Annotated in this window: 12 protein-coding genes and 2 pseudogenes; 9 read left to right on the top strand and 5 right to left on the bottom strand. The window is 69.5% G+C overall.

Annotation, left to right across the window (positions count from 1 at the left end):
- Positions 1–215: 215 nt before the first annotated feature.
- The gene (locus tag ACZ4SA_RS21570; RefSeq protein ID WP_468276859.1) at positions 216–902 is read right to left on the bottom strand and encodes a ScbR family autoregulator-binding transcription factor; all 687 of its coding nucleotides are present in this window, start codon (positions 900–902) and stop codon (positions 216–218) included.
- 448 nt (positions 903–1,350) lie between these two features.
- Here ACZ4SA_RS21570 and ACZ4SA_RS21565 point away from each other — a divergent pair, with 448 nt between their 5' ends.
- The gene (locus ACZ4SA_RS21565; protein WP_468276857.1) at positions 1,351–3,441 is read left to right on the top strand and encodes an acyl-CoA dehydrogenase family protein; all 2,091 of its coding nucleotides are present in this window, start codon (positions 1,351–1,353) and stop codon (positions 3,439–3,441) included.
- A gap of 376 nt (positions 3,442–3,817) precedes the next feature.
- Positions 3,818–4,425, top strand: a pseudogene (locus ACZ4SA_RS21560) (IS5 family transposase); the annotation flags it as partial.
- Positions 4,426–4,529: 104 nt separating this feature from the next.
- On the opposite strand, the gene ACZ4SA_RS21555 reads toward ACZ4SA_RS21560, so the two are convergent.
- Positions 4,530–5,186 (bottom strand): TMEM175 family protein, encoded by a 657-nt coding sequence (locus ACZ4SA_RS21555; RefSeq protein WP_468276855.1) that lies wholly within the window; start codon positions 5,184–5,186, stop codon positions 4,530–4,532.
- 83 nt (positions 5,187–5,269) lie between these two features.
- On the bottom strand, positions 5,270–6,847 hold the full coding sequence (locus tag ACZ4SA_RS21550; protein ID WP_468276853.1) for an FAD-binding oxidoreductase: 1,578 nt from the start codon (positions 6,845–6,847) through the stop codon (positions 5,270–5,272).
- Positions 6,848–6,915: 68 nt separating this feature from the next.
- On the opposite strand from ACZ4SA_RS21550, the gene ACZ4SA_RS21545 reads away from it, so the two are divergent.
- Together ACZ4SA_RS21545 and ACZ4SA_RS21540 are read left to right on the top strand one after the other, a co-directional pair.
- Positions 6,916–7,512, top strand: coding sequence for a TetR family transcriptional regulator (locus ACZ4SA_RS21545; protein ID WP_468276851.1), 597 nt, complete (start codon positions 6,916–6,918; stop codon positions 7,510–7,512).
- A 519-nt stretch (positions 7,513–8,031) separates the two neighbouring features.
- A complete protein-coding gene (locus ACZ4SA_RS21540) occupies positions 8,032–8,862 on the top strand; it encodes an endonuclease I family protein (protein WP_468276848.1) in 831 nt (276 codons plus the stop codon).
- Between the two features lie 416 nt (positions 8,863–9,278).
- Here the strand turns inward: ACZ4SA_RS21540 and ACZ4SA_RS21535 are convergent, their stop codons facing one another.
- Entirely contained in the window at positions 9,279–10,742 is a 1,464-nt protein-coding gene (locus ACZ4SA_RS21535) for a membrane-associated oxidoreductase (protein ID WP_468276846.1), read from the bottom strand.
- A 404-nt stretch (positions 10,743–11,146) separates the two neighbouring features.
- On the opposite strand from ACZ4SA_RS21535, the gene ACZ4SA_RS21530 reads away from it, so the two are divergent.
- The 4 genes and pseudogenes from ACZ4SA_RS21530 to ACZ4SA_RS21515 all read left to right on the top strand — a co-directional run bounded on the left by ACZ4SA_RS21530 (position 11,147) and on the right by ACZ4SA_RS21515 (position 13,483).
- Positions 11,147–11,557: a VOC family protein gene (locus ACZ4SA_RS21530; protein ID WP_468276844.1), complete on the top strand. Its 411-nt coding sequence runs from the start codon at positions 11,147–11,149 to the stop codon at positions 11,555–11,557.
- Between the two features lie 345 nt (positions 11,558–11,902).
- Positions 11,903–12,319 (top strand): annotated as a pseudogene (locus ACZ4SA_RS21525) (helix-turn-helix transcriptional regulator); the annotation flags it as partial.
- Between the two features lie 306 nt (positions 12,320–12,625).
- A complete protein-coding gene (locus ACZ4SA_RS21520; protein WP_100105551.1) occupies positions 12,626–12,829 on the top strand; it encodes a cold-shock protein in 204 nt (67 codons plus the stop codon).
- A 138-nt stretch (positions 12,830–12,967) separates the two neighbouring features.
- Positions 12,968–13,483 carry a DinB family protein gene (locus ACZ4SA_RS21515; RefSeq protein WP_468276842.1) on the top strand — a complete coding sequence of 172 codons (516 nt, stop codon included), beginning with the start codon at positions 12,968–12,970 and terminating at the stop codon, positions 13,481–13,483.
- A gap of 30 nt (positions 13,484–13,513) precedes the next feature.
- On the opposite strand, the gene ACZ4SA_RS21510 is transcribed toward ACZ4SA_RS21515, so the two are convergent.
- Entirely contained in the window at positions 13,514–14,143 is a 630-nt protein-coding gene (locus ACZ4SA_RS21510) for a CAP domain-containing protein (protein WP_468276840.1), read from the bottom strand.
- A gap of 254 nt (positions 14,144–14,397) precedes the next feature.
- Between ACZ4SA_RS21510 and ACZ4SA_RS21505 the strand changes: the two genes are divergently transcribed.
- Complete coding sequence (locus ACZ4SA_RS21505) at positions 14,398–14,589, top strand: DUF6381 family protein (RefSeq protein ID WP_366702130.1); 192 nt, start codon at positions 14,398–14,400, stop codon at positions 14,587–14,589.
- The last annotated feature ends 271 nt before the right edge of the window (positions 14,590–14,860 follow it).

The raw sequence follows: 14,860 nt of genomic DNA, 5'->3' as shown, positions 1-14,860 counted from the left end.
CTGCACGGCGAGCACGGCCCGCACGACCCGTACACGGCACGGCGGGCGGCACGGGAGACGACACGGGCCCACACCCGCCACCGCACACGGACGCGGGTCAGCAGGTGGCCGGCTGCACGGCGAGCACGGCCCGCACGACCCGTACACGGCACGGCGGGCGGCACGGGAGACGACACGGGCCCACACCCGCCACCGCACACGGACGCGGACGCGGGTCAGCGGGTGGCCGGCTGCGCGGCGTCCTCGCGGCGGCGCATCGCCTGCTCATAGGCGCGGGCCCCGCGGTCGGCGGAGAAGTCCAGGCGCACCAGCACCGCGGGCACCGCGATCGCGCTCATCAAGAACCGGTACAGGTCCGCGACCCGCTCGGTCATGTCCGCACGCCCGGTCATGATGTTCGACAGCACCTGCACCCCGGTGAACGCGCCCACGAACGTCTTCGCCGCCCCCTCCAGATCCACATGCGGACCGATCTCCCCGCCCGCCCGCGCCTGCTCGAACAGCTCCAGCGTCTGCTGCATCCACGCCTGCATCGGCACCCGCCGGTCCAGCCCGTCCCGCAGCGCCCCCTGCTCCACCGTCAACCGCACACTGCCCCGCACGATCGGATCCCCGGTGTCCCGGCGCAGCAGATACGCCAGCATCAACGCCCGGTCCACCGCCGTCTGCAGCCGCACCTCCCCCTCCACCAGCTCCGGCAGCGCATGCACCTGCTCCGCCAGCACCCCCTGCGCCAACTCCTCCTTCGACGCGAAATGAAAATACAACGCGCCCTTCGTCAGCCCCGACCGCTTGAGGATCTCGGAAATGGTCGCCGCCTCGTAGCCGACCTCGTCGAACACCTCGGCCGCCGCCACCAAAATCGCCCGCCGCGTCCTCACGGCCCGCTCCTGCCGCGCCATCACCCACCACCTCCGACATCCGTCCACACACCGCCACACCCGGCCGCACATGCCGACCGCACCTGCCACACGTGCCGCGCCGGCCGCAGCTCCGGGCCACGACCACACCCAACAAAAGAAACCGGCGGGTTCGTATCTTAGCAGCCCACAGGGCTGCGGCCAGCCCCGCGGCCGCACGGGACCCAGGTCACCGCACCCCGGCCCGCAACCCCCCGTCAACCAAACCGCCCTGCCGGTTTCACAACCGGTACCCAATGGTCCCTTTCAAGCGGAATGATCGCTACCGACCAGGGGCTCCCTCCCCCGGAAGCAGCCCCGGCCGCCCGTGAGTGTGACGCACGTCACGGAGTATCCCGCCGTACGCCTTGAAAACAAAACCGGTGGGTACGTATCTTTGGGGCCCTGCGCTTCCCAGATCCACTCGGACCGACCATTCCGCGGAGAGGCCATGACCCTGCTGACGTTCACCAAGCACCCCGCCGGCGGCACCACCCCCGCCAACCCCGCCGGCACCACCCCGGCCGCCGGCAGCACGGCCGGTGCGCCGGGCACCGCAACACCCGCCCCCGCTGCGGCCGGCGGGGCCGGGGCCCGCACCGGCCACCTGCCCGCCGCCCCCGTCACCGCCCCCGCCCCCACCACCGCCTTCCCCGCCCCACCCACCCCCACCACCCACCCCGCCGGACCCGACCCCTCACCCGCACCCGACGACGCCGCCACCGCCGCCACCGTCACCCGCGAACTGCGCCACCTGCTCTTCGACGGCGACGAAGAAGACACCCTCCACACCCCCTGGCGCACCCTCATCACCCACGACGACTTCCTCACCCACGACGACGACCTCACCCCCACCCAGCGCACCGCCCGCTCCTACCAGCGCCTGCGCCGCCTCAACGCCACCACCGCCGGCGACCCCCTCGCCCTCGCACGCGACCCCCGCCGCCTCGCCGCCCTCCACGAATGGACCGGCATCGCCGACAGCGCACTCGGCACCCTCGCCGGCATCCACTACAACCTCTTCCTCGGCACCATCCTCGACCACGACCACCCCGAACAACGCGACCTCACCCCCTACACCACCCTCCAACACACCGGCACCTTCCTCGTCACCGAACTCGCCCACGGCAACGACGCCGCCAACCTCAAAACCACCGCCCACCACCACCCCGACACCGGCGAATTCACCCTCCACACCCCCACCCCCGGCGCCGCCAAATTCATGCCCAACACCACCACCACCGGCGGCCCCAAAACCGCCCTCGTCGCCGCCCGCCTCATCACCCACGACGGCCACGACCACGGCATCCACCTCTTCCTCACCCCCCTCCACGACGAAAACGGCACCCACCCCGGCATCCACATCACCCCCCTCCCACCCCGCCACCTCCCCCACCCCGTCGACCACGCCACCACCACCTTCACCCACGTCCGCCTCCCCCCCACCGCCCTCCTCCAAGCCCCCCACAACCGCCTCCACCCCAACGGCACCCACACCACCACCCACGGCAACCCCAGAAAACGCTTCCTCACCACCATCGACCGCGTCACCCTCGGCAAACTCTGCATGAGCGCCGCCGCCACCGGCACCGCCCGCGCCGCCATCACCATCGCCGTCCACTACGCCACCCACCGCCACACCACCCACCACCACACCCCCACCCCCCTCACCACCCACCGCGCCCACCACGCCCCCCTCCTCGACAACCTCGCCACCACCTACGCCCTCACCCTCCTCCACCGCCACACCCTCACCCACCACACCCACCACCACCACAACGGCCCCACCCCACCCCCCACACCCCCCAACCCCCCCTACCCCACCGACCCACCCCCCACCAAACACCAAACCCACCAACTCACCGCCCTCACCAAAGCCTTCACCACCCACCACGCCCGCACCATCACCACCACCAGCCGCGAACGCTGCGGCGCCTGGGCCCTCCACCCCCACAACCCCCTCGCCCACTACACCCAAAACCTCGAAGGCACCATCACCGCCGAAGGCGACAACCTCCTCATCACCCTCAAAACCGCCGCCGAACTCCTCCTCACCCCCCCACCCCCACCCCCCACCACCCCCACACCCCCCAACCCCCTCACCAACCTCAACCACCTCAAAAACCTCCTCCACCACCTCCAACACATCTGGCACACCCGCGCCAAACACGCCCTCCGCACCACCCCCCACACCACCAACCCCCACACCCGCTTCAACAACGCCACCAACCCCGCCCTCACCATGACCCACATCACCACCCTCATCCACACCACCAACGCCCTCCTCACCACCCTCAACCACACCACCCACCCCACCACCCACACCCACCTCAAAAACCTCACCAACCTCTACCTCCTCAACCAACTCACCCCCCACACCGCCGACCTCCTCACCCACCACCACCTCACCCCCCACCACCACAACCAAATACCCACCACCACCAACCACCTCCACACCACCCTCCAACCCCACCTCACCACCCTCACCCACGCCCTCAACCACCCCCACCAACACACCCCCACCCCACCCCCCACCCACTAGACACTGTCTGACAAATGATCACCGAGCGAGGATGTGCGTGCTCGGTCCAATTGCCTTGCCGTCCTGACGCCGGCCAGTGATTCTGGGCAGGTGCCAGGACAGGGGAAAAGAAGGCGGCGGCAAGAGGACGCGCGACAGCGGCTTGCTGCTCGCACCGCGCCGGAGGCGGGACAGTGGGAAGTGGTCGTTGAGACTCGGGACCAGGCGGAGATGCATACGCGGTTGCGCCGTCTTCGGGAGGCAGGAGTCGACGGGTCGATGATCCGGATCGACACGCTGTGCGGGCGCCTGGCGCTGCCGACAACCTACCGGCTGAGCCGTTTCGTGACGGACCCCGCGCGGGAGTCCGAGCACGAGCACTCTGATCATTGATTTTGTGGCGGGTCGAGGTGAGTTGACGGATGCGGCGTGGGAGCGAATAGAGCCCCTGCTGCCGCGGGTGGATGGGCGTGGTCGTCCGTGGCGTGATCACCGGCAGGTGGTCAACGGGGTTCTGTGGCGGCTTCGGACCGGGGCTCCGTGGCGTGATCTGCCCGAGCGGTACGGACCCTGGCAGACCGTCCACGAGCGGTTCGCCCGCTGGGAAGCGGACGGGACCTGGGCGAAGCTGCTGGAACACGTCCAGGTCCGCGACGACGCGGTGGGCCGGGCGGAGTGGACCGTCTCCGTCGACTCCACGATCAACCGGGCCCACCAGCACGCGGCCGGCGCCCGCAAAAGGGCTCCGTATACAGGGACGAACTGGAAGATCCGGGCCGCTCGCCGGCGCGTCAGGCCCTCGGCCGGTCCCGGGGCGGGCTGACCACCAAGGTGCACCTCGCCGTCGACGGCCGGGGCCTCCAGCTGTCCATCGTGCTCACGCCCGGCAACGTCAACGACGCCACCGCCTTCGGCCAGGTCCTCGACAGCATCCGCATCCCGCGCTCCGTTACGGGCCGACCTCGCACGACACCGGCGCGGGTGCTGGGCGACAAAGCGTATTCGCATCAACCTCGCCCCGGTCCGCGAGCAGGGGCTTTGCCGACAGGGCGGACCTACACGCGGCATTCCGGCATCGGTGACCGGCGAGGCTCATGGCCGTGATCGTGTTACGGACCCCCAGGAGCCGAATCGCCGGCGGCGGCGCGCAGGCGCTTGCTCCGCTCGCCGAGCGTCCACTTGATCGGGATCAGCACTGCCCACCACAGCTTCGCGCCCGTCGGCGACACGAAGGCGAGCGGCACGGCGATGGCGAAGACCAGTGCTGTCGCTGCAAGACTGGCCGCGTCGTTGCGGGCGACGCGATCGGGCAGCGCCGCGGCGGCCAGCCATGGGCGCCGCCACACTGCGATCGACAGCGCGAGTTGGGTGACTCCCATGATCGCGACGGCACCGGAGTAGACGGCCACCGACTGGGCCATGTCCCCGTACTCGGCCAGCAGGGTAGTCGGGAAGGGCATCAGGGCAATCAGCCCCAGGCTCAGCAGTCCCAGCCCGATGACCGTTCCATCCACCTTCTCCACGTCCCGGAAGATCTCGTGGTGACCCGCCCAGAACGCCGCGATGACCAGAAAGCTGAGGGCGTACGCCCACACGTTGGGCATCACGTCCGCCAGCGCTTCTTCGAAACGGGCAGGGTCCATACCGGCGGGCAGTGCGATGTCCAGCGCCAGCAGTGTCATCGCGATGGCGAACACGCCGTCCGACAGGGCGAGGAGCCGGGCTGCGCTCCGCTCGTCGTCCCTCACTCCCTGGTGACCTTTCACGCTGCCCCACTTTAGGGACACAAGATTGCAAATGCTGACATTAGGGCTTGCGACCTGAATGTCTTTCCGCGACGCGCAGAGCGTCAAGCCCGCCGCACGGGCACGAGTACGCCGGGATTGAGGATTCCGGCGGGGTCAAGTGCGGCCTTGGCGGCGGTCAGCGCGGCGGCGAACGGGTCCGGGCGCTGGGCGTCGTACCAGGGGCGGTGGTCGCGGCCGACCGCATGGTGATGGGTGATCGTGCCGCCGCTGTCGGCGATCGCCTCGGAAACGGCCGCCTTGATCTCGTCCCACTGGGCAACGGTGCTCCCCCAGCGGCCGGGCGCGTAGACCCCGAAATACGGTGCCGGTCCGTCCGGGTATACATGGGTGAATCTGCAGGTCACCACACCGTCTACGCCGGTGGTCCTACGGATGGCGTCCCGGGCCGCCTGCGTGACGGCGTGGTACAGGTTTTCGTACCGGTCCCAGGTGCACGCCGTCTCGAAGGTCTCCGCGATCACCGAGTGCCGGGCGAGCGCGTCGCGTTGATAGGGCATCCGCAGGAAGGAAGCACGCCATGCGTCACCGGCGCTCCCCTCGGCACCCCCGGCGAGGAGCTCGCCGCCGTGGTCCCGGCACAGTTCCCCGGCGCGGTCCAGAGACGTGCGCACCGGATGATCCGCGGACTCGAATCCCAGGATCAGCACGCCGCCTCCGACGGCGACGCCTGCGTTGATCAGCGCCTCTGCGGCATCGAGCAGCCGGCAGTTCGCCGGGTGCAGCCCGCTCTGCGCGAGTGCCCTGGTGGCCGCCACCGCCGCGGCGTAGTCGGCGAAGTGCACAGAGGCCTTCGCTCGCCAACGGGGCCGTTCCTGCAGGCGCATCCACGCCTCGGTGATGACGCCCAACGTGCCTTCGCTGCCGAGGAAGAGGCGGTCGGGCGACGGGCCCGCCCCGGAGCCCGGCAGCCGCCGCGATTCGCTGGTCCCGCTCGGGGTGACCACACGCATCGACTCGACCATGTCGTCGATGTGTGTGCGCAGTGTCGCGTAGTGGCCACCTGCCCGGGTGGCCAGCCAGCCGCCCAGGGTGGAGTACTCGAACGACTGCGGGAAGTGCCGCAGCGTCAGGCCGGACGGCCGGAGTTGGTCCTCCAGACGCGGGCCGAACACGCCCGCCTGGATGCGCGCCGCCCGGCTCACCGGGTCGATCTCCAGCACCTGGTCCAGACGGCCGAGGTCGATGGTGACCGCGGCACGGTCGTCGTCGAACCGGGGCTCGATTCCGCCGACGACCGAACTGCCGCCACCGTAGGCAATCGCGGCGATCCCGTCGCGGGAACACCAGTCGAGCAGGTCGACCAGGTCACGTTCCCGTCGCGGCCGGGCCACCAGATCGGGCACCTGGCGCAGGTCCCCGTGCAGATTGCGCACCACGTCCCGGAACGCCTTGCCATGGGCGTGCCCGGCCCGGTCGGCCGGGTCGGCGGAGCAAAGACCCGTGAGCGCGGCGGGCGCGGACACCCGGGGAGCGGGCAGCCCGAGCGCGGAGATGTCCGGCGGTTCGTGGCCCGTCAGGTCGACGGGCGTCAGCAGGCGAACTCTGGCCAGCAGAGCGTCCAACTCCGCGCCGCCCACCGCCTCCTCGACTTTGCCCCAGCCCCACCATGACCGTGTCATCGCGACCCTCCAGGAATTGACTGTTGGGTAAATTACTCGCAGGTCATATCGAGCGCTAGAGTGGTCCCGTGAACAAGGCCGGAACCAAGGGCGTCGCCCGTGCCGAACGGGAACAGCAGATCATCGGCATCACGATCGAGGAGTTGGGCAAGCGGGGCCAAGCCCGGGCATCCGTCGTCGACATAGCCCGGCGCGCAGGCATTTCCAAGCCACTGATCTACAGCTACTTCGGCTCCAGGGACGGCCTGTATCTGGCCTGCCTGCGTCATGTCGGTGTCCTGCTGGTCGAAGCTGTCGACGCCGCTCAAGCCCGCAGCGGCTCGTCCGATCACGCCCAGGACACCCTATCCGCGATCTTCGACGCGGTCGGCCCGTGCCGCTACGCCTGGTCCGTGCTCTACGACCCGACACTGCCGCCCGCCGGCGAAATCCACGACGCCGCGATGCAGTACCGGACCCGGCTCGCCGGTATCGGTGCCTCGGGCAGCACAGAGCTCCTCAGCCGCGCGGGACACCGCGACCCGCTCGATCACGCTTTCCTCAACCACATCTGGCAGTACGCCGTGACAGCCGTCATGCGTTGGTGGATCGACCACCCCGAGCAGTCACCGGAGGACATGACGGCACGCTGTGCACGCGTCCTGTCCGCACTGGCCCCGGACTGACAGAGAGCGGGCCCCTGCGGGCAGTCGAGGCCGGCGGCGTACGCGACCGCCGAGGCTGCCGGCTGTCCCTTATGGACAACGCGGAGATGGAGCGCCGCTTCGGCCATCCCCTGGTGGTCCTGCACCGCGCGGACCTGTTGCGGACGCTCGTCGAGGCGGAGTGTCCGCGGACAGCCTGCGGTCGGGCTGCAAGGTGTCCGCGACGACGGCCGCGGCCTGGTCGTCGCCATGACCGGCACCGACCTGCTGCTCCCGCGTCCGTGCCTTTGCGCGAAAGCATGGCGCAACCGAAGGACTGACGGGCCGCGGGCGAACACCCCGCCACCCACAGCTCACAGGCCCCTCGATCGGGGGTTTTGAGCGGCGTTCACGGTGTCGGCACGAGATGGGCGCTGCTCGTCCACTCAGCGATGTACTCCGCGTGGCAGTCTCCCAGATTCGAACACTCAGTCACCCCTGGCCCGTGGCGCCGCCATTGGGTCTGGGGTGCCCGACCTGGGAGAGGACACCCCCCACACCATGTCCACTCATCGCCTGCGCGCCCGGCGCCCCTGGCGCGCCGCGGCTGTGGCCGCGGCCGTCGCGGCCGTCGCCGTTCCGTCAGTCTCCGTCGCCACCCAGCCCGCACCCGCTCCAGGCCGGCCCGCCGCGGCGGCGGGTTCGCTGGACGACGCCTACTACAAGGACGCCCTGGGCAAGACCGGCCCGGAGCTGAAGTCGGCCCTGCACTCGATCATCAGCGATCAGACGAAACTCTCCTACGACCAGGTCTGGGACGCGCTGAAAGCGACGGACGAGGACCCCGACAATGCGGCGAACGTGATCCTTCTCTACACCGGCCGCTCCCAGTCCAAGACCAGCAACGGCGGCGATCCGGACCAGTGGAACCGTGAGCACGTGTGGGCCAAGTCCCACGGCGATTTCGGTACCGCCACGGGCCCCGGCACCGACATCCACCACCTGCGCCCCACTGACGTGTCGGTGAACGGCACCCGCGGCAACAAGGACTTCGACGCCGGCGGTGACGAGGTCGGGGAGGCACCGGGCAACTTCACCGACGCCGACTCCTTCGAACCGCGCGACGCGGTCAAGGGTGACGTGGCACGCATGATCCTCTACATGGCCGTCCGATACGACGGCGAAGAAGGCTTCGCCGACCTCGAACCCAACGACCAGGTCGACAACGGCTCCGCCCCGCACATCGGCCGCCTGTCGGTGCTGAAGCAGTGGAGCAAGCAGGACCCGCCCGACGCGTTCGAACAGAACCGCAACGAGGCGATATTCGGGATCCAGAACAACCGCAACCCGTTCATAGACCACCCCGAATGGGTCGACTCCATATGGCAGTAGTCGTGCCGGGTGCGACCGAAGCGCACGACACATCGGCGCCAGGCTGTGGGATGCGGAGGGTTCCACTCGGCGCCGCCCCGCGGCAATGACGGCGAGAGTGCCTGGAGATCAGCAATCCTCCGGGCACTCTCGGCGTCTACGCATCCCGTCCGTGCACATGGCCTCGTCATCGGCGGTGTTCCCGTCCCGTCTCCGCAAAACCGTGCTGCTCACGGACAGTCGCGGGCACAGCGTGGCCGCCTTGATCCTGGTTCGAGGGCCTCTTGGAGGACGACCAACGCAAGGCAGAGGCGGTGGCCGCGAGAATCTGGTCGTCACGACGCCACCGTAGGGCGCCGCCCATCCCGCACGAGACGCATATCGGCAGCACCCGGCCCACCGCCGCTGTTCTGCCTGGTTCACGGTTTCTGCAGGAGTCATTGGCGGCTGACCGTACGGGTCACACCCGCAACGACCGTCGTCGCCAGGATCCAGCAGGTGATGATCAGGGCATACGACAGCCACTGGTGCCAGCCGTCAGGGGCGAACGCGGACTCCTGGCCGAAGGTGATGACCGGCAGGAGAAGGTCGAGGGTGTAGAAGACGGGGTTGAAGTCAGGAGCCCCGCTCTGGACGGGGCGTGGATGGTCCAGGCCGTACGCGATCGATCCGATGGTCATGAGGGACAGCAGCCAGACGGCCGCGCGCAAGGGGCGGAAGCCGTAGCCGACGATGGCATCCTGGACGTACCCCCACAGCCGTCCGTTCCAGGTGAGCGTGGCGCGTCGGCGGCGCTGCTTGGCGAGTTGGACGAGCCGTGCCGCGTCGTCGTCACCGACGTGGCGGTAGGCCGCCGTCAACTGCTCGTAGACGTACGGCTCATACCGGTCGCCGTCCCGCTCCAGCATCGGAAGGCGGCGCTCGGCGGGCTCGTGCGGGGTGAGTACGGTGTAGGTGAGGTTGCTGAGATACACCTGGTCCGGCAGCATCTCCGGTTCAAGGGTCAGGATCTCGATGTGAGAGCGCCGCAGGTTCAGGGCGCCCTCGATGCGATCGCCCCCGCGCAACCAGAGTTCGCCGAAGACACAACTGCTCGCCCGCAGTGCCGTGTCGCCCGGATGCGACAGGCGGGCGTGGAGCAGGTCGAGACGGCCCGATATGCGCGAGCCTCGGAGCTCGACCCGCCCCTGCGCACGGAGGCACCGCGCCCGTACGTGGCCTCCTACGTGCAGATTCTGCGCGTCCAGCGCAGTGCCGTCGGGCTTGCTGAACTCGGCGTCCTGAAAGTTGATCCGTCCGGCGACGGAGGCGCCGGTGAGTCGTACCTGACCGTGCGCGCGCATCTCGGGGGCCCACAAATCGCCCCCGATCGCTGCCTGGTTGAGGTGCAGTACGGGCTCGGAGTCGTCCAGCGCCGTGAACTCCGCCCGCTCCATGAACAGCGCGCCGGAGATCTGCGCCCCGCCGAGCCGCACCGGCCCTCGCATACAGCAGCCCGTCATCCGCACCGCCCCTTCGACCTGCATGGTTTCCGAGCTCAAGCCCGGCAGCACGGACCTGCTCAGATCGAGCTGGCGCAGCTGGGCCCCGTACAGGCTGGGAACGCCGTCGAATTGGCAGCGGCGCAGCCGGATGGCAGCGTCGATCGTGGCGTACTTCAGGTCCAGTACGCCCGTGATCCGCGCACCCGTGATCTTGAGCGCGGCGATCTCCCCCTCCTCCTGCTGAGCCTTGAGCAGCAGCGCCCGCAGCACACTCGCCCGTACGGTCCGCTCGGCGCCCCAGGTGGTGCCGGGCACCTGCTCCTCGTCCTCGGCGGCGCGGAAGTCCACGGGCTCGCCTCGCGGAAAGGCCCGCCAGATCCGCGCCTCGGCAGGTGTCAGTTCGTTGATCGCGCTCACGCCGGGACTCTGACGTGCGGCGTTGTAGCTGTCAACTGCCGTACGTGGCAGGTCATGTCGTCCGGTCCTCCGGGCCGGGCCGCCCCGGGTGCGACGGCACCCCGGGCGCCCCGCCGCACGTCCGACGCCCGCCCGAACGCCGGCGCGCACAGCCCGGTGCCCGGCACTGAAGGGCAAGAGGCCGTATCGCCGGTCATCGGCGTCCGTCACGAGGAGTGACCGTCCACGCCGACAGAGTTCTGGTTCGGGTGCGCGCACCCAGTCGACCGACAGCCGGATGGCGCAGCCTGAGCTCATCCGAGGGCCCCCGCAGTGGTCGTCGCCGCGTTTGTCGGTGCGCCGCGAGCCCGCATCGGTCAGGAATCGAGAAGCGGGGGTCGTGGAGCCGCGCCTAGCCTGAGGCCATGGACATCACCATTCACACCAGCTTCCTCCCGCATGACGACCCGGACGCTTCCCTGGCCTTCTATCGCGACGTCCTGGGCTTCGAGGTCCGCAGCGACGTCGGGCAGGGCAAGATGCGCTGGATCACGGTCGGCCCCGTCGGTCAGCCCGACACATCCATCCTCCTGGCGCCGCCGGCCGCCGACCCGGGGGTCACCGAGGAGGAGCGCCGCACCATCACCGAGATGATGGCCAAGGGGACCTACGGCTGGATCCTGCTGGCCACCCGTGACCTCGACGGCGTCTTCGCGAAGGTGCAGGCCGGCGACACCGAGGTGGTCCAGGAGCCGACCGAGCAGCCGTACGGCATCCGCGACTGCGCCTTCCGCGATCCCGCGGGCAATCTGGTCCGCATCCAGGAGCTTCGCTGAGCCGTACGATCACCGATCCGGCCATGACGGCCGGCACAGCGACCACCTGTGATGATGCGGCGGGCGGGGCTACAAGGCCGTCTGCTTCGACCGCCCCTCGGCGGCCGAACCATCGCAGTGGTGCTCGTGATGTCGGCTGCCAAGGCCGAGGCGGCACGCACCCGCCGCACACAAGGCCGACGCCTGCACACTCATCGAACCGGGAACCGGCCTCCGTCCCGACGCCGTCGGCAGTTGCCCGGCGTGCTCGACCGGCTCGTCGACTCCCGCCAGCCGGTCATCACCATCGAGCACCTCGCCGCCTGCCTCGGCAGGTCGCGGACATCGATGAAAAGGAGTTCCCTGATGTGTCACCCCTCGTGGGGGCGCGCACGCACCGCGGCGCAGCGCCTGAGCGACCTCGCGCGCCTGCGCCGCGTCCGCGACCGGATCGACCGGGAGCACGCGCAGCCGCTGAACGTCGAGGCGCTCGCCCGCGGCGTGAACATGTCCGCCGGGCACCTCAGCCGCCAGTTCCGGCTGGCCTACGGCGAGTCGCCGTACGCGTACCTGATGACGCGTCGCATCGAGCGCGCGACGGCGCTGCTGCGTCGTGGCGGCCTCAGCGTCACCGAGGTCTGCTTCACGGTCGGTTGCTCGTCGCTGGGCACCTTCAGCACCCGATTCACCGAGCTGGTCGGCATGCCGCCCGGCGCCTACCGACGCAGCGCAGCGGCCGCTGCGGGCGCTGAAGCGGGGATGTCGCCCTGCGTGGCGAAACAGGGCGAAGAATGCGCAGATGAGGTCCGTCAGGACCCGGAGGGCGTACTCCCGTCCGCTCTGAGGTCCATTCCTGCGTTCAGCTGCCGACCGACCGCTTCACTCCTTCGCCGTCAACGGGGTGTTCCGAGTGGTGAAGAGCGAGGGGGCCGTGTAGCGTCAGTGGCAGCTGTCATGGTTCCGAAGTACCGGTCGCCCGTGAGCGCGAGTTCGCGGGCGTTTTGCTGTTCAAAGCCTCTGAGGACCAAGGCGATCACCTCCGGCTTCCGCGCGGTGCGGGAACCGATTTCCAGTCCCCTTGGAGGGCAAATGGCCAGCGGAACCGTCAAGTGGTTCAACTCGGAAAAGGGCTTCGGCTTCATCGAGCAGGACGGCGGAGGCCCGGACGTCTTCGCGCACTACTCGAACATCGCAAGCTCTGGCTTCCGTGAGCTCCAGGAAGGCCAGAAGGTGAACTTCGACGTCGTCCAGGGCCAGAAGGGCCCGCAGGCGGAGAACATCACCCCCGCCTGAACCGTCTCGGCGACGACGCCCGCCCCGCTCTGGTGGGGCGGGCGTCGTCGTGCCGTGAGGAAGGCTCCGCCGACGGGTCTCGGCAGCACGAGAAAATGCAGTGCCCGCGGGCTGTCCGCTCGGCTACGGTCGGCGCCCATGACAACGCCTTCTCGCACCCGACCTCCCTTTTCGGCAGATGAGCGGACGCAGCTTGTCGGATGGCTCGACATGCAGCGTGCGATCGTCCACTACAAGTGTGACGGCCTCTCCGACGAGGACGCCCACCGCCCCCTGCTCCCGTCCTCGCCTCTGATGACGATGGCCGGTGTCGTCTCCCATCTCCGCTGGACGGAGAACACCTGGTTCGAGGTCCTGTTCCTGGGCCGCCCGGCCGACGGACCGCAGTTCGTGGAGGAGCCGGAGGACGCCGACATGAGAGTCGAGGGCGTCCCGCTCGCACAGCTGCTCGACGAGTACGCGAAGCAGTGCGCGATCTCCAACGAGATCATCACGGCGCATCCACTGGACCAGACCGGCCGGCACCCCGACTTCCGTTCCGCCGCCGCGTCGTTGCGCTGGATGCTGATCCACATGGTCGAGGAGACCGCCCGGCACGCCGGTCACATGGATGCGATCCGCGAGCTGCTCGACGGCGAAAAGGGTTACTACTGAGCCCCATGCGCCGAGCGCTGCCGCTGAGCCCTACTGGGCATCCTTCGGGGCCGCGAGAGTCTGGACCCACCAAGGTCCGTCGGACCGGAGGTTCACCCCCACGCCCATCTCCGTGAAACGGCAGTTCAGAAGGTTGGCGCGGTGCTCGGGGCTGCGCATCCAGTCGGCCACGACAGCTGATGGGTCATCAGGCCCTCGGTGGATGTTCTCCGCCCATCGGTTCCAGTCGTAGCCGACCGCCTTCATCCGGTCCCCGCCGTCGCGACCGTCCGGGCCGACGTGTTCGTAGTAACGGCGGACCGCCATGTCGTCGGCATGGGCCGACGCCGCAGTCTGCAACTGCTCGTCCAGGATCAGTCGCGGACAACCGGCCTTGACTCGTTCCGCATTCACCAGGGCGGTGATCCGCGCCTGCGGAGTGGTGGCGGCACGTCCGATGGCCGGCGGCAGTGCCGTGGCGGTGTGCGCAGGGCTCGAGCCGACGTCGGCATCGGAGTCGGAGCCCCGGTCAGCTCCCGTACCGGCCGCACTACCCCTGTCGCCTGCTGAGCCGAGGATCAACTCCCCCGCGACCACGGCGGCGATCAACGTCATGGCCGCCGCCAGAGCCAGAGAAGCCCGCGACGGCCACAACCTGCGGCCGTTCCAGCCCAATTGCATGACCCGGTCTCCTTCCACGACACCGAACTGCCCGGGACGGGCGATGCGCGACGCGAGCGCAGTCGAGGCAGAGGTTTCCACAGTCGCCGGGAAGATCCGGCTCACCGCGCCCGCCGCTGAGCACATCGGGCGACATCGCGGATCACGACCGGCTGCGGCTGTCACGGTGAGTGACGCTTCGGGATGCGGTTGCGGCCCGACACTGGTTCGCTGGTCGGGCCCGCTCTCCCGAACTACCGCAAGGAGCGATGATCATGAGCGTTGCAGGTGAGTCCGGCGGCCGTGCCCGCCAGATGCGTGAGAAGGCACAGGAGCTGAAGCAGGCCGCGGAGCGCGCCACCGACCCCCAGGAGCGTCAGCGCCTGGAGGAGAAGGCCAAGCGGCTGCAGTCGCAGAGCGAGCAGGAGAGCAGCATGGGCGGCGGCGACATCTACCCGCCGAAGTAGCCCCGTTCGACGGTCTGCGGCCGCAACGCGGCAGCCGACCGCCACTGCCCGGCCGGTCGGGTCCCGGCTCCCCCAGGGGGAGTTGGTTCCGCACCGGCCGGGCAGTGCTGTGCCGGGCCCTGTCGTGCCAGTCGTCCCGGGCGTCACCGGGTCGGCCCCCGCCCCCCCGTGGCGCGGGGGGGTAACCAGCGGGGCCCAGGGCCAGGGGTCAGGGGGGGGTTCGAAAGAAGGGGCAGTTGGTTTCTTTTAAGCCCCCAGGGGGCCAAACGCG

The sequence above is a fragment of the Streptomyces sp. NPDC027962 genome (assembly GCF_055566095.1).
The sequence above is the reverse complement of the archived record's forward strand: the minus strand, read 5'-3'. Positions and strand labels throughout refer to the sequence as shown.